The 18,217-nt window shown below is 73.3% G+C and carries 15 protein-coding genes; 10 read left to right on the plus strand and 5 right to left on the minus strand.

Annotation, left to right across the window (positions count from 1 at the left end; translation table 11 throughout):
• The first annotated feature begins 277 nt into the window (after positions 1–277).
• Complete coding sequence (locus tag ACFYYF_RS03565; protein ID WP_388770978.1) at positions 278–1,864, plus strand: ABC-F family ATP-binding cassette domain-containing protein; 1,587 nt, start codon at positions 278–280, stop codon at positions 1,862–1,864.
• 221 nt (positions 1,865–2,085) lie between these two features.
• Here ACFYYF_RS03565 and ACFYYF_RS03570 read toward each other — a convergent pair whose 3' ends face one another.
• Positions 2,086–3,519 (minus strand): dihydrolipoyl dehydrogenase family protein, encoded by a 1,434-nt coding sequence (locus tag ACFYYF_RS03570; protein ID WP_388770981.1) that lies wholly within the window; start codon positions 3,517–3,519, stop codon positions 2,086–2,088.
• A 116-nt stretch (positions 3,520–3,635) separates the two neighbouring features.
• Here ACFYYF_RS03570 and trxA point away from each other — a divergent pair, with 116 nt between their 5' ends.
• Positions 3,636–4,013 (plus strand): thioredoxin, encoded by a 378-nt coding sequence (trxA, locus tag ACFYYF_RS03575; protein ID WP_361675561.1) that lies wholly within the window; start codon positions 3,636–3,638, stop codon positions 4,011–4,013.
• Between the two features lie 111 nt (positions 4,014–4,124).
• Here the strand turns inward: trxA and ACFYYF_RS03580 are convergent, their stop codons facing one another.
• The 3 genes from ACFYYF_RS03580 to ACFYYF_RS03590 all read right to left on the minus strand — a co-directional run bounded on the left by ACFYYF_RS03580 (position 4,125) and on the right by ACFYYF_RS03590 (position 7,963).
• Positions 4,125–5,561, minus strand: coding sequence for an aldehyde dehydrogenase family protein (locus ACFYYF_RS03580; RefSeq protein ID WP_388771548.1), 1,437 nt, complete (start codon positions 5,559–5,561; stop codon positions 4,125–4,127).
• 24 nt (positions 5,562–5,585) lie between these two features.
• Positions 5,586–6,794, minus strand: a complete 1,209-nt coding sequence (locus ACFYYF_RS03585; RefSeq protein ID WP_388770982.1) for a 4-hydroxybenzoate 3-monooxygenase — start codon at positions 6,792–6,794, stop codon at positions 5,586–5,588.
• A 131-nt stretch (positions 6,795–6,925) separates the two neighbouring features.
• Positions 6,926–7,963 (minus strand): LacI family DNA-binding transcriptional regulator, encoded by a 1,038-nt coding sequence (locus ACFYYF_RS03590; RefSeq protein ID WP_361675571.1) that lies wholly within the window; start codon positions 7,961–7,963, stop codon positions 6,926–6,928.
• Between the two features lie 170 nt (positions 7,964–8,133).
• Between ACFYYF_RS03590 and ACFYYF_RS03595 the strand changes: the two genes are divergently transcribed.
• The 4 genes from ACFYYF_RS03595 to ACFYYF_RS03610 all read left to right on the plus strand — a co-directional run bounded on the left by ACFYYF_RS03595 (position 8,134) and on the right by ACFYYF_RS03610 (position 12,168).
• Positions 8,134–9,558, plus strand: a complete 1,425-nt coding sequence (locus ACFYYF_RS03595) for an amidase (RefSeq protein WP_388770985.1) — start codon at positions 8,134–8,136, stop codon at positions 9,556–9,558.
• Between the two features lie 20 nt (positions 9,559–9,578).
• Complete coding sequence (locus ACFYYF_RS03600; protein WP_361675577.1) at positions 9,579–9,803, plus strand: hypothetical protein; 225 nt, start codon at positions 9,579–9,581, stop codon at positions 9,801–9,803.
• A 192-nt stretch (positions 9,804–9,995) separates the two neighbouring features.
• Positions 9,996–11,486, plus strand: a complete 1,491-nt coding sequence (locus tag ACFYYF_RS03605; RefSeq protein WP_388770989.1) for an SPFH domain-containing protein — start codon at positions 9,996–9,998, stop codon at positions 11,484–11,486.
• A 226-nt stretch (positions 11,487–11,712) separates the two neighbouring features.
• Positions 11,713–12,168: a type II toxin-antitoxin system PemK/MazF family toxin gene (locus ACFYYF_RS03610; RefSeq protein WP_388770992.1), complete on the plus strand. Its 456-nt coding sequence runs from the start codon at positions 11,713–11,715 to the stop codon at positions 12,166–12,168.
• 353 nt (positions 12,169–12,521) lie between these two features.
• On the opposite strand, the gene ACFYYF_RS03615 is transcribed toward ACFYYF_RS03610, so the two are convergent.
• Positions 12,522–13,355 carry a TIGR02452 family protein gene (locus ACFYYF_RS03615; RefSeq protein ID WP_388770994.1) on the minus strand — a complete coding sequence of 278 codons (834 nt, stop codon included), beginning with the start codon at positions 13,353–13,355 and terminating at the stop codon, positions 12,522–12,524.
• Between the two features lie 256 nt (positions 13,356–13,611).
• Between ACFYYF_RS03615 and egtA the strand changes: the two genes are divergently transcribed.
• The 4 genes from egtA to egtD are packed head-to-tail and all read left to right on the plus strand — an operon-like array spanning position 13,612 to position 18,054.
• Complete coding sequence (gene egtA / locus ACFYYF_RS03620; RefSeq protein WP_388770996.1) at positions 13,612–14,949, plus strand: ergothioneine biosynthesis glutamate--cysteine ligase EgtA; 1,338 nt, start codon at positions 13,612–13,614, stop codon at positions 14,947–14,949.
• On the plus strand, positions 14,946–16,292 hold the full coding sequence (gene egtB, locus ACFYYF_RS03625; protein WP_388770998.1) for an ergothioneine biosynthesis protein EgtB: 1,347 nt from the start codon (positions 14,946–14,948) through the stop codon (positions 16,290–16,292). Before egtA ends, egtB begins: the two co-directional genes overlap by 4 nt.
• Entirely contained in the window at positions 16,292–17,083 is a 792-nt protein-coding gene (egtC, locus tag ACFYYF_RS03630) for an ergothioneine biosynthesis protein EgtC (protein ID WP_388771000.1), read from the plus strand. The genes egtB and egtC overlap by 1 nt, the downstream gene beginning before the upstream one ends.
• Positions 17,080–18,054, plus strand: coding sequence for an L-histidine N(alpha)-methyltransferase (gene egtD, locus ACFYYF_RS03635; RefSeq protein ID WP_388771003.1), 975 nt, complete (start codon positions 17,080–17,082; stop codon positions 18,052–18,054). Before egtC ends, egtD begins: the two co-directional genes overlap by 4 nt.
• Positions 18,055–18,217: the final 163 nt, after the last annotated feature.

Below are 18,217 nucleotides of genomic sequence, written 5' to 3' on the forward strand. Positions count from 1 at the left end.
GACCGGTCACCCCGGCGCGTGCACCCGGACCGCTCACCTCAGTGCGTACAGGCGGCTCACCGCCGTCCCACGAGAGCCGTTCACGGGCCCCCTCGCCACGCCGCCCAGGCTGGGCCCCGGCTGAACCCCGGCCGGGCCCCGGCGGTAATTCGCGGGCGCTCCGACGCCGGTTCCGTTAGCCTGCGGGCATGTCTACGCCCCGCGTCTCTTAGCTCCAGGACCCGCTTCCACGCCACACGTGTGTCCTTGAGCCGATTGACTTCTGGAGCGTTTTCCCATGATCACCGTTCGCGGTGTCGACGTGCGCGCCGGCGCGCGCCTGCTGCTGTCCGGCATCTCCTTCACCGTCTCCCCCGGCGACCGCATCGGCCTGGTCGGCCGTAACGGCGCCGGCAAGACCACCCTTCTGAGCACCCTCGCGGGGCTGACACGGCCCGCCGCCGGTTCCGTCGCCCGTACCGGAGCGGTCGGGCACCTCGCACAGGACCCGGCCGCGGCGGACCCCGCGGTCACGGTCACCGCGCGGATCCTGTCGGCCCGCGGTCTCGACCGTGCCGTACGGGCCTTGCGGGCCGCCGAAGCCGCCATGGCCGACGGATCCGAACGCGCGATGAACGCCTACGCGCGCGCCGAGGCCGAGTTCCAGGCGCGCGGCGGATACGCGGCCGCGGCCGAGGCGGCCCGGGTCGCCGCGGGGCTCGGTCTGCCGGCCCGGGTGATGGACCAGCCGATCGGCACCCTGTCCGGCGGGCAGCGGCGGCGCGTCGAACTCGCCCGCATCCTGTTCTCGGACGACGGCACCCTGCTCCTCGACGAGCCGACGAACCACCTGGACGCCGACTCGGTCACCTGGCTGCGCGGGTTCCTGGCAAGCCGCCGGGCGGGGCTCGTCCTCATCAGCCACGACACCTCCCTGCTGGCCGACGTGGTCAACCGCGTCTTCCACCTGGACCCGCACCGCGCCACGCTCGACGTCCACAACACCGGCTGGGCGGCCTACCTCACCCAGCGCGACGCCGACGAACGACGGCGGGCCCGGGAGCGCGCCAACGCGGAGCGCAAGGCGGCGTCGCTGCACGCGCAGGCCGACAAGATGCGCTCGCACGTGGCGACGGCCGTGGCCGCCAGGAACATGGACCGCCGCGCCGACCGCCTGCTCGCCGGTCTCGAACCGGTCCGGCGGACGGAGAAGGTCGCCCGGATCCGGCTGCCCGAACCGGCCCCGTGCGGACGCGTGCCGCTCGGCGCGGTCGCGCTGGCCAAGTCGTACGGCGATCTGCGGGTCCTCGGCGGCGTCGACCTCGCCGTCGACAGGGGCAGCCGCCTGGTGATCCTCGGCCCGAACGGCTCGGGCAAGACGACGCTGCTGCGGCTGCTCGCCGGTCACGAGGTTCCGGACGGCGGGCGGGTGGTGCGCGGGCACGGGCTGCGCCTCGGGTACTTCGCGCAGGAGCACGACACGCTGGACCCCGCCGGAACGGTCCGGGATCATCTCGCCGGCGCCGCGCCGCATCTCACCGACGGCGAGGTGCGGCGGGTGCTGGGGTCGTTCCTGTTCACGGGCGACGACGCCGGCAAACGGGTCGGCGTCCTCTCCGGGGGCGAGAAGACCCGGCTGGCCCTGGCGGGGCTGGTCCACTCGGGCGCGAACGTGCTGCTCCTGGACGAGCCCACCAACAACCTGGACCCCGCCTCCCGCGCCGAGGTCCTGGCCGCGGTGGCCACGTATCCGGGCGCCCTCGTCATGGTCACCCACGACGAGGGGGCCGTCGACGCCCTGCGCCCGGACCGCGTGCTGCTGCTCCCGGACGCGGACGAGGACCTGTGGAGCGAGGAGTACCGGGAACTGGTGTCCCTGTCCTGACACCGGCCAGGCCGTCGGAGCCGCCCCGCACCCGTACGTGGCGGGTGCGGGGCGGGCCGACGGGCATCCGGTCGTACGGGGCCACGCGAGCGGTGTGCGACGCCGTGTCGGCGTGCCGCGCCGGAAGCCCCGCCCCCGTACCGGTGGGTGCGCGGGGGCCCGGCCGGGGCCCGGCACCCGACACCCGGCCGGGGCCCCGCACCCGGCCGGGACTTTCCGGCTCACGCGTCCCGGTAGGCCTCCAGGAGCCTCAGCCAGACCTCGCTGACCGTCGGGTACGACGGGACGGCGTGCCACAGGCGGTCGACCGGGACCTGGCCGACGACGGCGATGGTCGCGGAGTGGATGAGTTCACCGACGCCGGGGCCGACCAGGGTCAGTCCGAGGACGATCTCGCGGTCGAGGTCGACCACCATGCGGGCCTTGCCCCGGTAGCCGTCCGCGTACAGTCCGGCGCCGGCCACCGAGGACATGTCGACGTCCACGGCCCGGACCCGGTGACCGGCCTGCTCCGCCTCCGCGAGGGAGAGGCCCACGGCCGCCGCCTCCGGGTCGGTGAACACGCACTGCGGGACGGACGCGTGGTCGGCGGTGGCGGAGTGCGCGCCCCAGGGGTCCGTCTCCAGCAGCGGCACGCCCGCCGCACGGGCGGCGATGGCGGCACCCGCGATCCGGGCCTGATACTTGCCCTGGTGGGTGAGCAACGCACGGTGGTTGACGTCGCCGACCGCGTACAGCCATTCGCTGCCGACGGCCCGGAGGCTGTCGTCGACCTCGATCCACTTGCCCGGCTCCAGGCCGACCGTCTCCAGGCCGATGTCGTCCGTGCGCGGCGCGCGGCCGGTCGCGAACAGGATCTCGTCCGCCTCGAAGCGCTCACCGGTGTCCGTGAGGGCGACCACCGCCGAGTTCTCGCGCGAGACGGCCGTCACCGAGATGCCGGTGCGCACGTCCGCGCCCGCCTCGGACAGGGCCTCGGCGACCAGTTCTCCCGCGAAGGGCTCCATGCGCGGGAGCAGGCCCTTGCCGCGGACCAGGAGCGTGACCCGGGAGCCGAGCGCCTGCCAGGCCGTGGCCATCTCGGCCGCGACGACACCGCCGCCCACCACGATCAGACGCCCGGGCACGGCGTGCGCGCTGGTGGCTTCGCGGCTCGTCCACGGTTTGACCTGGGCGAGGCCGGGGAGGTCGGGGAGTTGGGCGCGGGTGCCGGTGCACACCGCGACCGCGTGCCGGGCGGTCAGCGTGCGCCGTTCGCCGTCGGGTCCGTCGACCGTCACGGTGCGCGGTCCGGCGAGCCGGCCGTGTCCGCGATGGAAGTCGGCTCCGATGCCGTCCAGCCAGGCGAGCTGGCCGTCGTCCTTCCAGTCCGAGGTGAACCAGTCGCGGCGGGCGAGGACCGCGGAGGCGTCGAGGGGGCCTTGTACGGCGGCGGCGAGGCCGGGTACCCGGCGGGCGTCGGCGCGGGCGATGGCCGGGCGGAGGAGGGCCTTGCTGGGCATGCAGGCCCAGTACGAGCACTCGCCGCCGACCAGTTCGCTCTCCACGACCGCGGTGGAGAGGCCGGCGGCGCGGGCGCGGTCGGCGACGTTCTCCCCCACGGGTCCGGCACCGAGCACCACGACGTCGTAGGCGATGGATTCCGTTTCCGTCATGGGGCCAGTCTGGTTGCCGCCGTGCGCCGTGGCCACCGGATACGCGCACGGAATAGGCCCCCGGTGGGTTGTGTTGTGCTGACCGGCATGCCCCGGACACGAGGAAGGGAAATGGAATGAGCAGCACCGTTGAGCTCACCAAGGAGAACTTCGACCAGACGGTCACGGACAACGAGTTCGTCCTGATCGACTTCTGGGCGGAGTGGTGCGGGCCGTGCCGTCAGTTCGCCCCGGTCTACGAGAAGGCGGCCGAGGCCAACCCCGACCTGGTCTTCGCCAAGGTCGACACGGAGGCGCAGCCGGAGCTGGCCGCGGCCTTCGACATCCAGTCGATCCCGACCCTGATGATCGTCCGCGACCAGGTGGCGATCTTCGCCCAGCCCGGGGCGCTGCCCGCGGCCGCCCTGGAGGACGTCATCGGGCAGGCCAGGAAGCTGGACATGGACGAGGTCCGCAAGTCGGTAGCGGCCCAGCAGGCCAAGAACGCCGAGTAGGCCGGGCAGGCCCGGCCGGCCGAGCGACGGGAGCGGGCCGAGGACACCGGCTGCTCCCGGGCCCCGCGGTGGGCCCGGGTCAGGTGTCCCCGGGCCCCGGATCGCCGGGATCTAGAAGGGGTAGCCCGCCACGTCCCCGCGCACCGTCGTCCAGCGCAGGTCGGTGAAGGCGTCCAGATTGGCCTCGCCGCCGAAGCGCGCGCCGGTGCCGGAGGCGGCCGTGCCGCCGAAGGGCGCGACGGCCTCGTCGTTGACGGTCTGGTCGTTGATGTGCGCGATTCCGGTCGGGATGCGTTCGGCGAGGTCGAGGCCCCGCGCGGTGTCCCGGGTGACGATGCCGAGCGCGAGGCCGTACGGACCCGCCGAGGCCAGGGCGGCCGCCTCGTCGAGGGTGTCGAAGGAACGGACCGGCGCGACCGGGCCGAAGACCTCCTCCGTGTAGGCCGGGGTCGTGTCGTCGACTCCGGCGAGGACGGTGGGCCGGTAGAAGAGCCGGTCGTGCGTGCCGCCCGCGGCCAGCTTCGCGCCGCCCGCGGTACTGGACTCCACCAGCCCGTGGATCTTGGCGAGTTGGGTGTCGTCGATGATGGGCCCGAGGTGGACCTGTTCGCGGTGCGGGTCGCCGACGGCGAGCGAGTCGGCCTTCGCGGCGAGCCGTTCGACGTACTCCTCGTACAGCGAGGCGTGGACCAGGTGGCGGCCGGTGGTCATGCAGATCTGGCCCTGGTGGAAGAACGAGCCCCAGGCGGCCGTGGAGATGACCGCCTCGATGTCGGCGTCCGCCAGGACGACCAGGGCGGAGTTCCCGCCCAACTCCAGGTGCGCGCGCTTGAGATGACGTCCTGCGGCCTCACCGACCGCGCGTCCCGCGGCCGTCGAGCCGGTGAACGAGATGACCGGGACCAGCGGGTCGGCGACGAGGGCGCGGCCGGTCTCGGGGCCGCCGGGCAGGACCTGGAGCAGCCCGTCCGGAAGTCCCGCCTCGGCGAAGACGGCCGCGAGCGCGAGGCCGCCGCACACGGCCGTGCGCGGGTCCGGTTTCAGGACGACGCCGTTGCCGAGCGCGAGCGCCGGGGCGACCGAGCGGATCGAGAGGATCAGCGGTGCGTTGAAGGGCGCGATCACGCCCACGACGCCGACCGGGACACGGCGCGTGTACGACAGCCGCGGGGCCTCCGACGGCAGGATCTGGCCCGTCGGGCGGGAGGCGAGGGCGGCCGCCTCGTAGCACTCCTGGGCGGCGACGTGCAGCTCGAAGTCCGCCTTGCCCGGGACGGAGCCGGACTCCCGCACGATCCAGTCGCGCAGTTCGTCCGCGTGCGCGGCGAAGAGGTCGCCCGCCCGGCGCAGTACGCCGGCACGGACGAAGTGCGGGGTCCTGGCCCACTCGGTCTGTGCGGCGCGGGCGGTGCGCGCGGCCGTCACGACGTCCTCGGCGGAGGCGAGGGTGACGGTGCCGAGGCTGTCACCGGTGGCGGGTTCGGTGACGGTGTGCTCATCGCCCGAGAGGGGGCGGGACTGCCAGGTCGTGGGGTCGAGCAGCGGCATGTCGGCTCTCCGATCGTTCACTGATCACCAGCGGGACTCGGCGGACTCCTGCGGCTGGGGTACCAGCGGAAGTCCCGTGTAGTTCGCTGCCAGTTCGGCGGCTGCGGAGCGGGATGCGGTGATCCGGCGCAGTCGCGCGAGCTGCATCCGGTGTTCGAAGGCATCCTCATTTGGTTGAGCGTGCAACATCTTAGTCATGTCGTACGAGAAACGCGTGGCCTGCCACACGCGTTCGAGGGCCGTCCGCGAGTACCGGTCCAGGAGCTCGGTAGATCCCGTGCGGTGCAGCTCGGCGAACGCGCGGCCCAGGAGCCGTACGTCCGACACCGCGAGGTTGAGCCCCTTGGCACCGGTCGGCGGCACGATGTGGGCGGCGTCCCCGGCCAGGAGGAGCCGCCCGTGACGCATCGGCTCGTGCACCCAACTACGCATGGGGGTAACCGACTTGGCGGTGATGGGCCCGCGTTCCAGCCGCCAGTCCCCGTCCACCGCGAGACGCGCGGCCAGTTCGTCCCAGATGCGCTCGTCCGGCCAGTCGCCGGGGTCGGTGCCGTTCGGGACCTGGAGGTACAGCCGGGACACCCGCGGGGAGCGCATGCTGTGCAGGGCGAAGCCGGTGGCGCCCCGGGCGTAGATCAACTCATCGCAGGAGGGCGGCACATCGGCGAGGATGCCGAGCCAGGAGTACGGGTAGTCGTGCGCGTACGTACGGCCCGCGCCGGCCGGAAACGCGGCACGCGCGACGCCGTGGCCGCCGTCGCAGCCCACCACCCAGTCGCAGTTCAGCGTGCGTTCCCGTCCCTCGTGCGCGAACCGCACGACGGGCGCGGCGCTGTCCGGCTTCTCCACGGCGAGCGCCTCGGCCCCGAACAACAGAGGCGGCCCGTCCGCCAGTTGGAGGGCGACGAGATCCTTCACGATCTCCGTCTGCGCGTAGATCGTGACGGTCCGGCCGCCCGTGAGCCCGGGAAAGTCGATGTGGTGGCGCTCGCCCTCGAAGCGCAGCTCGATCCCGTGGTGGACCAGGCCCTCCACGTCCAGCCGTTCGCCCGCTCCGCACTCGCGCAGGGCGTCGACCGTGCCCTGCTCCAGCATGCCGGCCCGCTGGCGGTGCTCGACGTACGCGCGATCCCTGCTCTCCAGGACGACACAGTCGACCCCCGTCCGGTGCAGCAGCCGGGCCAGCAGGAGTCCTGCCGGGCCCGCACCGATGATGCCGACCGTGGTCCGCATGACGCGCCTCCGGTGTCCGGTGCCGCCGGGGCCGAACCCCGGCGCGGGGACCGGTCCCGCCGCACGCGGGCCGGGCGAACAGGCTCCGCGTCGCGGGGGCGACCGTCCGCCTGTTGCGGCACCAGCCTCTCTCAGCTCGACGCCCGGTGCACCACTCGTGCGCCCAGCACCTCGTGCGTCTCGGGTTCGGCGCCCGGTTCCCGCACCACGCGGTCGACCAGCTCGGCCAGGTCGCGGCCCGAGGGCAGATCGAGGTGCACGGTGCTCAGCCGGGGCCGCAGCAGCCGGCCGAGCATGAGGTCGTCGGCGCCGACAACCGCGGTCTCCTCGGGCACGGCGACCCCCTCGTCCTGGAGGGCGCGCATGAGGAGCATCGCGTACTCGTCGTTGTACCCGAAGACCGCGTCGAGGCCGAGGGAACGCCAGCGCGCCGCGAGGCCGGCGGCGGCCTCCTCCTCGTACACCAGCGGCAGCTCGGTCACCGTCGCGTCCGTGCCGCGCGCGGCACGGCGGACCCCGTCGAGGCGGGGCCTGGAGAAGATCTCCAGGCCGCTCTCCCCGGGCATCACCACACCGATGCTCCGGCGGCCCCCCGACAGCAGATGGACCCCCGCGCAGTGGCCGACCCGGCCGTGGTCCATGAGCAGCGCGTGGGCGCCCTCGACCCGTTCGGGGCCGAGCGTGACCACGGCACGGGCGCCGGCCCTCTTGAGGACCGCGACACCCTGCGGGCCGAGGCCGCTGCCGGGCACCAGGACCGCGACCGGGCGCAGCTCGGCCCAGGCGCGGGCGGCCTCGTCGCCGCGCAGGCCGACACTGCCGTACTGCACGACGGTGTAGTCGAGCCGGCCCAGCTCGGACTGGAGTTCGGACATGAACCGGTGGTAGAGCGGGCCCACGGGGGCGGCCGGGGCGGGCATCAGGACCATGCGGCTGTGTCCGGCGCGCAGACTGCGGGCGGCCGCGTGCGGGACGTATCCGAGCTCCTCGGCGGCCTCGCGGACCCGGCGCCGGGTCGGTTCGCTGATCCGGACCGCGCTGGTGTTGTTCAGGACGTACGAGACGGTCGCGCGGGAGACACCCGCGAGGCGTGCCACGTCGGCACTGGTCGGTACGGGACGTCGTGCGGGCGCCGGCCGGCCGGCGGACTGTTTCGGTATCTGCACCATGACGCGACGCATCCTTGCAGAGGGCCCGGACACCGCCGCGCGCCGGGGCACCCCGATCGGGTCCCCCGTTTACGGAACTCCCGCCTCCGTAAAGGAGGTTGAGCGCCCGGTACCGTCACGCGGCCCCAGAGGTTACCGTTCGGTAGACGACCGCTTCGGAGGTGACCCGGATGGATCCCGACCGTGCCCCAGGGCTGACGGAGAGCGCGCGTGCGCTGGCCGCGGGCGAGGTGAGTTCGCGCGAGCTGGTCGAGCGGGCGCTCGCCCGGATCGAGGCGGCCCGGCCCACGGTGAACGCCTTCCGGCTGGTGCGCGCCGAGGCCGCCCTCGCGGAGGCCGACGCGGCGGACGCGGAGCTCGCCGCGGGCGTCCGGCGGCCGCTGCTCGGGGTGCCGGTCGCGGTCAAGGACGACATGGACGTGGCGGGCGAGCCGACCGCGTTCGGCTGCGCGGGGGACTTCCCGCGGGTGCCCGAGGACGGCGAGGCGGTCCGCCGGCTGCGCGCGGCCGGGGCCGTCGTCGTCGGCAAGACCAACACCTGTGAACTCGGCCAGTGGCCCTTCACCGAGGGCCCGGCCTTCGGCGCGACCCGCAACCCCTGGCATCACGGGCACACCCCGGGCGGCTCGTCCGGGGGCTCCGCGGCCGCCGTGGCCGCGGGCCTGGTGCCCGCCGCGCTGGGCTCGGACGGGGCGGGCTCCGTGCGCATCCCGGCCGCCTGGACCCATCTGGTCGGCATCAAACCGCAGCGCGGCCGGATCTCGACCTGGCCGCGCCCGGAGTCCTTCCAGGGCATCACGGTCAACGGCACGCTCGCCCGCACGGTCGCGGACGCCGCGCTGCTGCTGGACGCGGCGAGCGGGAGCCACGCGGGCGATCTGCACCGGCCCGCCACGCTGCGCGTCCACGAGGCCGTGGGCCGCGACCCGGGCCGGCTGCGCATCGCGCTGTCGCTGAAACCGCCCTTCACCGCGCTGCCCGCGCGACTCGACCCCGCGGTGCGGACCCAGGTGCTCGCGCTCGCGGAACGGCTCGCCTCGCTCGGGCACACCGTCGAGGAGGCCGATCCGCGCTACGGGCCCATCGGGCTCACCTTCGTCCCACGCGCCACGGCGGGCATCGCCGAGCATGTGCGCGCCGTGCCGTTCCCCGAACTCCTCGACCGGCGCACCCACGGCGCGGCGCGCTTCGGCCGGCTGCTCGGCGGCGCTCCGCTGCGGGCGGCCCGCCGGGCCGAGGCCGCGCTGCAACGGCGCGTCGGCGCGCTCTTCGACACCTACGACGTGCTGCTCGCGCCCACCACGGCCGCTCCCCCGCCGGCCATCGGCTCGATGCTCGGCCTGAGCGGTCTGCGCACCGACCGCACGATGATCGCCGCCTGCCCGTACGCCTGGCCGTGGAACGTCCTCGGCTGGCCGGGCGTCAACGTCCCCGCCGGCTTCGTCGGCGAAGGGCTCCCCGTCGGCGCGCAGTTGCTCGGCCCGGCGGCCAGCGAGCCGCTGCTGGTGTCGCTGGCCGCGCAGCTGGAGGCCGACCTGCGCTGGCACGAGCGGTGGCCTCCGCACGAAGCCGTCGTGGACTCCCCGGCCGTGTAGGCGAGTTCCGGCCTTACGCTGTGACCATGGACGATGCCTCGATGGTCGGTTTGATGGGACGCGTCACCGGCACGGTCGGACCCGGGCTCGTCGGCGAGGTGATGGTCCGGGTGCGCGGCGGCGCCGAGCACTTCCTCGCGTATCCGGCCGCGCCGAAGGACCGCATCGAGCGGGGCACGGTGGTGATGGTCGTGGAGTACCTGGCGCCGCGCACGGTGTACGTCTCGGCCGCGTACGACGACTGAGCGCGCCTCCGTTCCCGGTCCCCCACCCCCGGATCAGCGCTCCCCGTACGACAGTTGAGCGACGTCCGTCCCAGGTGAGAGCCGTATGCGTCAAGAACGCGACAAGGATTCACGCGCCTCTGTACCCGGCCGTCGGCGAGGAGCACACTCCCGTTCGTTCGGTGCCGAAAGGGCACCATCCAAAGGGGGCGTATGCCGATGGTTGTCGGCGTCGTTGCGGGGGCTGCTGTCCTCGCGCTGATCTTCGTCGTCGTGGTCTTCAAGCTCATGTGGCGCGTCGCGGAGCCCAACGAAGCGTTGATCATCTCCGGTTCGAAGCATCGGACCGAAGGTCTCGAGGAAGGCATGGGATTCCGCATCGTGACGGGGCGCGGCACGCTGGTACTTCCCGGCGTGCAGGCGGTGCGGAAGATCTCGCTCGACCTCAACGAGACCGAACTGCACGTGGACTGCGTGACCACCCAGGGCATTCCGCTCAAGGTGCGGGGCGTGGTCATCTTCAAGGTGGGCGACGACTTCGTGTCGATCGCCAACGCGGGGCGCCGCTTCCTCGACCAGCAGAAGATGATGGCCGAGCGGGTGCACAACGTGTTCGCCGGCCATCTGCGGTCCATCGTCGGCGGGTTGACCGTCGAGGACATGATCCGCGACCGGGAGAAGCTGACCGGTCAGACGCGGGCCGCCTGCGGCACGGAGATGGAGAAGCTCGGTCTGATCGTCGACTCGCTGCAGATCCACGAGATCGAGGACCCGACCGGGTACATCCGGAACCTGGCCATGCCGCACGCCGCCGCCGTCCAGCGTGATGCCCGTATCGCGCAGGCGGAGGCGAACCGGCTGGCCACCGAGGCCGAGCAGAAGGCCGCGGCACGGATGGCCGAGGCGACCCGGGACAGCGAGATCCAGCAGGCCGGTTACCAGGCCGAGCGGGACAAGGCGGCGGCGACGGCCCAGATGGCCGGCCCGCTCGCCGCGGCGGCCGCTCAGCAGGATGTCGTCGTCCAGGAGACCCGGGTCGCCGAACTCGAGGCGCACCGCCGCGAGCAGCAGCTCCAGGCCGACGTCCGCAAGCCGGCGGACGCCAGGGCCTACGAGACCCGGGCACGGGCCGAGGCCGAGCGCGACGCGCGGATCTCGGCGGCACAGGCCAAGGCCAGGGAGACCGAGCTCGCCGCGGCGGCGGAGGCGACCCGCGTCAAGACGGCCGCCAACGCCGAGGCCGAGGCGACCAAGGCACGCGGGGCCGCGGCCGCCGAGGCGACCCGGGCGACCGGTGAGGCCGAGGCCGCCGCCGCGCAGGCCAAGGGTCTGGCGACGGCCGAGGCGACCCGGGCCCAGGGTCTCGCGGAGGCGGAGGCCATCCAGGCCCGCGCCGCCGCGCTGGCCGAGAACCAGGAGGCCGTGGTCGCCCAGCAACTCGCCGAGAACTGGCCGGAGATCGTCCAGGCCGGAGCGAGCGCGTTCGGCAACGTGGATCACATGGTGCTGCTCAACGGCGCCGACGGCATGTCGGACCTGTTCGCCAAGGCGCTCACCATGGGCGGCACCGGCCTCGGCCTGGCACGCCAGTTGCTCTCCTCGATGAACCCCGAGGGGAGCCCGGCCAAGAACCCGACGGCGGAACTCAACGGGTTCGTTTCGCCGGTCGGCGAGAAGGTGCCCGTGGAGAAGGACGAGGGGTGAGATCGCCGCGCTGAGGCGCACGGAGACCAGGGGTCCCGAGCAGTAGGGCGCGGGCGTACGGGAGTTGCACCACGGCTCCCGTGCGCCCGAGCCGTTTCCGGCGGCCCGCGTGAGGCCGTTCGGCGGGAGCCGTGGGGAAGTTGGGCCCGGTCCCGGGTCCGCGCGAAGCCGTCCGGCCCCGGACCCGCCCGCCGCGACCTGGTGCGCAGGCCTTACGGTGGCCCGCGTGACTGCCTTTACCGATGACACCGAAGAAGCCGTCCCCGGCCGCTACGGCCCCTCCGCGACCACCGAGGCCGAGCCCCGCGAGGTCGGCCCCGTGAAGACCGAGTACTCCCCCGCGCACGACGGCGACCCCGACCCCGGGGAGATCGTCTGGACGTGGGTCCCCTTCGAGGAGAACGACGGCCGGGGCAAGGACCGCCCGGTGCTGGTCGTCGCCCGGGAGGCCGCGGGAACGCTGCTCGCCGTCCAGCTCTCCAGCAAGGCGCACCACGGCGACCGCGAGTGGGTGCCGATCGGCAGCGGTCCGTGGGACCGGACCGGGCGGGACTCCTGGGTGAACGTGGACCGCGTGCTGCGGCTGCACGAGGACGGGATGCGCCGGGAGGCGTGCGCGCTGGACCGGATGCGGTTCAACTCCGTGGTGTACCGGCTGCGGGAACGATACGGCTGGCGCTGAGGGTCCCGGTTCTCCGGTGACGGCCGTGCGGAGCGCCCGGCGGGACTTCACACGGCCGGGCGGGCCTCACGCCACGTGAGGCTCAGGCCAGGCAGCTCTTCACGCCGAGTGAACCTTCACGCTGGATGGGGCCTCACGCCGGATGGGGCTTCACGCCGAGTGAGCCTCAACGCCGAGTGGGCCTCCACGCCGGATGGGCCTTGACGCCGGATGAGGCTTCACACCGAGTGAGCCTCAACGCCGAGTGGGCCTCCACGCCGGATGGGCCTTGACGCCGGATGAGGCTTCACACCGAGTGAGCCTCAACGCCGACTGGGCCTTCACGCCGGATGGGCTTCACCCCGAGTGAGCCTTCACGCCGGGTGAGGCTCGGGTGCGAACACCTGATCGAATGCCGCGCGGGTGGTCCGGCCCGGCGTCCGGTCCAGGATGCCGAACACCACCCGGTCGAAGTACCCCTCCAGACGGCCACCGGCCAGCACACCCTGGAAGGCCAGCGCCACCTGCGCGGGGTCGTTCTGGAACACTCCGCAGCCCCAGGCCCCGAGGACCAGGCGGCGGTAGCCGTGGGCGGCGGCCGTCTCCAGGACCCGTTCGGCGCGGATCGCCAGCGCGCCCGGCAGATCGGCCGCCCGCTCCGGGGCGGTGCGCAGGACGACCCCGGCGTTCGGGGCCGCCGCGGTCAGGAAACCGGCCCGGAACGGCTCGTCGAGGAGCCGGCCGCGGTCGTCCCGGAACACCGGTACGCCGGGCGAGTGAATGACACGGTCCGTGTAGAACGCGTCACGGTGGGCGCGGTGGTGATCGTAGAAACCGCGGGCGCCCAGCAGACAGGTGTACAGCGCGGAGGCCCGGCACAGGGCCTCTTCCTGGGCCTGCGCACCGTTCAGATAGCCGCCGCCGGGATTGCGCGCCGAGGAGAAGTTCAGCACGGCGACGGGATCCCCGCCCCCGGAGACCAGACGACGGGCGGCCTCCAGGCTGCTCTCGCCCGTGACCTCGAACGACGTCACGACCGGCGTCACCGACGGTATGTCCACCGGCTCCGGTCCGTGCAGCACCGTCCCGGCCCGCGCGGTCCCGACCGCCGCGGCGATGGACACCGCGTTCCCGGACGGGCCGCGGTAGCCCCCGGCCGCCACGATCTCCTCGGTCTCCCGGGCGATCGCACGCAGGCGCGCGCTCATGGCGCCACCCCCGTACGCGCCACCGGCGCGGCCTGCGTGCGATCCCCCGTCGTGCCCATGAACGCATCGTGAGTGATGCTGGTCCTGCGGCGCAACAGAGTTTCGCGGCCTCGCAAACACTGCTTCCCGGTCCCGAAAGCAAGGGTTTGCACCCTTGTGCGAACCGCCGAGAGGGTCTTGGGTGGAACGGTCATTGCCGGTCCGGCCCACAAGACCCCGGGCCGGCGGCATGGTGGAATCTCAGGAGGATCCTGACATGTCCGATTCGGTGAGTGACTGTACGGAGCGACGACGCTCCGCCGTCACCGAGGCCGAGGTGGAGGCACTGGTCCGTGGCATCTGCTTCAAGACCGGTCCGCCCCGCCTGCTCGGTGTCGAGGTGGAATGGCTCGTCCACGAGCTGCGGGCGCCGCGGCTCCCGGTGCACCCTGAACGACTCGAAGCGGCGTACGCCGCACTGCGGACCGTGTCCCTGCGTTCGGCGCTCACGGTCGAACCCGGTGGACAGCTCGAACTCAGCTCCGCCCCCGCCGCCTCCCTGATGGAGTGCGTGCGATCCGTCTCGGCCGACCTCGACGCCGTACGCGCCACCCTGCGCGAGGCGGGCCTCGGCCTCAGCGGTTTCGGCCAGGACCCGTGGAACGCGCCGAGCCGCTTTCTCCATGAACCCAGGTACGACGCCATGGAGCGGTATCTCGACCGCGCGGGTCCCGAGGGCCGCGCCATGATGTGCACGTCGGCCTCGGTCCAGGTGTGCGTGGACGCCGGATACGAGGAACCGGGCCCGCTCGGGCACGGGCGCCGCTGGTGGCTGGCCCATCAGCTCGGCGCGGTCCTGGTGGCCGCGTTCGCCCACTCCCCGATGGCCCGCGGACAGCGCACGGGCTGGCGTTCCACGCGCCAGTCCCTGTGGTCGTCCATGGACCCCGGACGCACCGACGCGCCGCCTCTGGACGGCGATCCCCGTGCGGCCTGGGCCCGGCGTGTGCTCGACGCGCCGGTGATGTGCGTACGGGCGGACGAGGCGCCCTGGGAGGTCCCCAAGGGCCTCAGTTTCCGGGACTGGACGCGGTCCGCCGCACCACCCGACCGGGCGGACCTCGCATACCACATGACCACGCTGTTCCCGCCGGTCCGGCCGCGCGGCCATCTGGAGCTCCGCATGATCGACGCACAGCCGGGTGAGGACGGCTGGATCGTGCCGCTCGCGGTGACGGCGGCCCTGTTCGACGACCCGGACGCCGCCGAGACCGCCTACCGGACCGTCAAGCCGCTGGCGGAGCGTGCCGGTCCGGCACCGGCGCCGCGCAACCCGCTGTGGCAGGACGCGGCACGGTTCGGCCTCGCCGATCCGGAGCTGCGCGAGGCCGCGGCGATCTGCTTCGCGGCCGCGTACGAGGCGCTGCCCCGGCTCGGTGCCACCACCGAAGTCCTCGACGCGGTGGCCGAGTTCACCGACCGCTATGTGGCCCGGGGCCGCTGCCCCGCCGACGACCTGGCCGGCGTGGCCGCGGCTCGTCACGACGGCGGGTCAGGGCGGCACCCGGCAGGCCCACGGCAGGGTCTGTCCGACGGGAAGGACATGAACACATGACCGGCACGACCGCTTCCGACACGACCGCCTCCGGTCCGCGCACGGATCCGGAGTCGCTCCGGCAGCGCGCCCTGGACGCGCTCACCACCGCCCGCGCCCGCACCGCCCTGCTCACCTCCTGCGTGGAGGACCCCGATCTGACCGCGCAGCACTCGCCGTTGATGTCCCCGCTCGTCTGGGACCTCGCGCACATCGGCAATCAGGAGGAGCTGTGGCTGCTGCGGGCGGTCGCGGGGCGTGAGGCGATGCGGCCCGAGATCGACGGGCTCTACGACGCGTTCGAGCACTCACGGGCCGAACGCCCTTCCCTGCCTCTGCTGCCGCCGGCGGAGGCCCGTACGTACGCGGCCGAGGTGCGCGGCCGGGCGCTGGACGTCCTGGAGAGCGCGGCGTTCGAGGGCACCCGGCTGACCGAGTCCGGATTCGCGTTCGGCATGATCGCGCAGCACGAACAGCAGCACGACGAGACCATGCTGATCACCCATCAGCTGCGCAAGGGGCCCGCCGTCCTCACGGCGCCGGACCCCGCGCCCGCCGCGCCCTTCACCGGTCCCGCCGAAGTCCTGGTGCCCGGCGGCCCGTTCGTGATGGGCACCTCCACCGAACCGTGGGCGCTCGACAACGAGCGGCCCGCGCACCGGCGCACGGTCCCGTCGTTCTTCATCGACACCACTCCGGTCACGAACGCCGCGTACCAGGCCTTCATCGAGGACGGCGGCTACGGCGAGGAGCGCTGGTGGACTCCCGCGGGCTGGGACCACGTCCGCACCCACGGCATCGACGCACCGCTGTTCTGGCGGCGCGAGGGCGGGCAGTGGCTGCGGCGGCGTTTCGGGGTGACGGAAGTCGTACCGCCCGAGGAGCCGGTGCTGCACGTGTCATGGTACGAGGCCGACGCGTACGCGCGCTGGGCGGGGCGGCGGCTGCCCACCGAGGCCGAGTGGGAGAAGGCGGCCCGCCACGACCCGGTGTCCGGCCGCTCCCGGCGCTACCCGTGGGGGGACGAGGACCCCACGCCGGTCCACGCCAACCTGGGCCAGCGCCACCTGCGCCCGGCCCCGGCGGGAAGCTACGCGGCGGGTGCGTCGCCGCTCGGCGTCCGGCAGTTGATCGGTGACGTGTGGGAGTGGACGTCGAGCGATCTGGAGCCCTACCCCGGGTTCGTCGCGTTCCCCTACCGGGAGTACTCGGAGGTGTTCTTCGGCCCGGAGTACAAGGTGCTGCGCGGCGGTTCGTTCGCGGTGGACCAGGTGGCCTGCCGGGGCACGTTCCGCAACTGGGACTACCCGATCCGGCGGCAGATCTTCTCCGGGTTCCGCACGGCCCGCGACGGGAACGCCTGATGTGCCGTCATCTGGCGTTCCTGGGTGACGAGGAGAGGCTCGGCGCACTCCTCGTGGCACCGGAGCACAGCCTGTACCGGCAGTCGTGGGCGCCCAGGCGCCAGCGGCACGGGACCGTCAACGCCGATGGTTTCGGCGTGGGTTGGTACGTCGAGGGAGACCCGGTGCCGGCCCGCTACCGGCGCACGGGTCCGATCTGGGGCGACCAGTCGTTCGCGGACCTGGCCCGGGTGATCGGGACGCGGGCCCTGCTCGCCGCGGTGCGGGACGCGACCGTGGCGGGCGCCGACGGGGAGGCCGCGGCGGCACCGTTCGCCGCGGGTCCCTGGCTGTTCAGCCACAACGGCGCCGTCGGCGGCTGGCCCGGGAGCCTCGCCCCGCTCGTGGCGGGCCTGCCTCCGGCCGAGTTGCTGTCGCTGGAGGCACGGTGCGACTCGGCGTTCGTGTGGGCCCTGGTCCTGCACCGGCTGCGGGCCGGCGACGAGGAGGGGCAGGCGCTGGCCGACACCGTCCTGGAGGTCGCCGAGGCGGCCCCCGGCTCACGGCTCAACCTGCTGCTCACCAACGGCGAGACGATCACCGCGACCGCCTGGGGCGACACGCTCTGGTACCTGAGCGAGCCCGGCCGCCGCACCCTCGTGGCCTCCGAGCCGCACGACGACGACCCGCTCTGGCGGGAGGTCCCCGACCGCACCCTTCTCACCGCGAACCGCACCGAGGTACTGCTCACGCCGCTCAAGGACATGAGCGACGACATGGCACCCGCACAGCGCAAGGAGCCCCGTACGTGAGTCCGTTCCAGTTGACCCGCACCCTTCCCGAGGACGCCACCGACGCGGCACTGCGTGCCGACGTCCTGCACGGCCTCGGACGCCGGCCCAAGACCCTCCCGCCGAAGTGGTTCTACGACGCCCACGGCAGCGCACTCTTCGAGAAGATCACCGAACTCCCCGAGTACTACCCGACCCGCGCGGAACGCGAAATCCTTCGCACCCGGGCCGGCGAGATCGCCGCGGCGAGCGGTGCGCGCACGCTCGTCGAACTCGGTTCAGGATCCTCGGAGAAGACCCGTCATCTGCTGGACGCGATGCCGGACCTGCACACCTACGTGCCCGTGGACGTCAGCGAGAGCGCCCTCACGCAGGCCGGTCAGGCGCTGATCGCCGAGCGGCCCGGGCTGAACGTCCATGCTCTGATCGCCGACTTCACCGGCGATCTCGCGCTCCCGGACACCCCCGGGCCGCGGCTCGTGGCCTTCCTCGGCGGCACGATCGGCAATCTGGCGCCCGCCGAGCGCGCCGCGTTCCTGGCGTCCGTACGGTCGCTGCTGTCGCCCGGCGACACCCTGCTGCTCGGCACCGACCTCGTCAAGGACACGTCGGTGCTCGTCACGGCCTATGACGACGCGGCCGGGGTCACGGCGGCGTTCAACAAGAACGTGCTGAGCGTCGTCGACCGTGAACTCGGCGCCGACTTCGACCTCGACGCGTTCGAGCACGTGGCGCTCTGGGACCCCGAGCACGAGTGGATCGAGATGCGGCTGCGGTCGCGTGTCTCCCAGACCGTGAAGATCCCGGCGCTGAACATGGCGGTCCACTTCGCGGAGGGCGAGGAGATGCGGACGGAGATCTCGGCGAAGTTCCGCGCGGACGGCGTCCGCGGTGAACTGGCCGCGGCGGGCTTCGGGCTGACCCACTGGTGGACGGACGCGGAGGGCCGGTTCGCGCTGTCGCTGAGCGAGGCGGCCGAGAACTCGCCCTGACGCCGCCTACGTCCCGCGCGGGCTCCACGACACCAGAACCCCGGGCGTCGGCGCCGGCCCGCACGTGACCGGACGGGCTCCTGCGAGGACGGCCTCGCAGGAGCCCCTTCTCGTTGCCGTCTCCCGCGGGAACACCCACGTGACGATCACGGGATCGGCGTTT

This window comes from Streptomyces sp. NPDC001914 (assembly GCF_042891215.1).
Classification (GTDB): Bacteria; Actinomycetota; Actinomycetes; order Streptomycetales; family Streptomycetaceae; genus Streptomyces.

What these genes read in the sequence shown, in the direction of transcription:
- egtB (WP_388770998.1), top strand. Translation starts at nt 14,946, where the DNA reads ATGACCGGCACGACCGCTTCCGACACGACCGCCTCCGGTCCGCGCACG.
- ACFYYF_RS03590 (WP_361675571.1), bottom strand. Translation starts at nt 7,963, where the DNA reads ATGGTGCAGATACCGAAACAGTCCGCCGGCCGGCCGGCGCCCGCACGA.
- egtA (WP_388770996.1), top strand. Translation starts at nt 13,612, where the DNA reads ATGTCCGATTCGGTGAGTGACTGTACGGAGCGACGACGCTCCGCCGTC.
- ACFYYF_RS03605 (WP_388770989.1), top strand. Translation starts at nt 9,996, where the DNA reads ATGCCGATGGTTGTCGGCGTCGTTGCGGGGGCTGCTGTCCTCGCGCTG.
- trxA (WP_361675561.1), top strand. Translation starts at nt 3,636, where the DNA reads ATGAGCAGCACCGTTGAGCTCACCAAGGAGAACTTCGACCAGACGGTC.
- ACFYYF_RS03570 (WP_388770981.1), bottom strand. Translation starts at nt 3,519, where the DNA reads ATGACGGAAACGGAATCCATCGCCTACGACGTCGTGGTGCTCGGTGCC.
- ACFYYF_RS03585 (WP_388770982.1), bottom strand. Translation starts at nt 6,794, where the DNA reads ATGCGGACCACGGTCGGCATCATCGGTGCGGGCCCGGCAGGACTCCTG.
- ACFYYF_RS03615 (WP_388770994.1), bottom strand. Translation starts at nt 13,355, where the DNA reads ATGAGCGCGCGCCTGCGTGCGATCGCCCGGGAGACCGAGGAGATCGTG.
- ACFYYF_RS03565 (WP_388770978.1), top strand. Translation starts at nt 278, where the DNA reads ATGATCACCGTTCGCGGTGTCGACGTGCGCGCCGGCGCGCGCCTGCTG.
- ACFYYF_RS03580 (WP_388771548.1), bottom strand. Translation starts at nt 5,561, where the DNA reads ATGCCGCTGCTCGACCCCACGACCTGGCAGTCCCGCCCCCTCTCGGGC.
- ACFYYF_RS03595 (WP_388770985.1), top strand. Translation starts at nt 8,134, where the DNA reads ATGGATCCCGACCGTGCCCCAGGGCTGACGGAGAGCGCGCGTGCGCTG.
- egtC (WP_388771000.1), top strand. Translation starts at nt 16,292, where the DNA reads ATGTGCCGTCATCTGGCGTTCCTGGGTGACGAGGAGAGGCTCGGCGCA.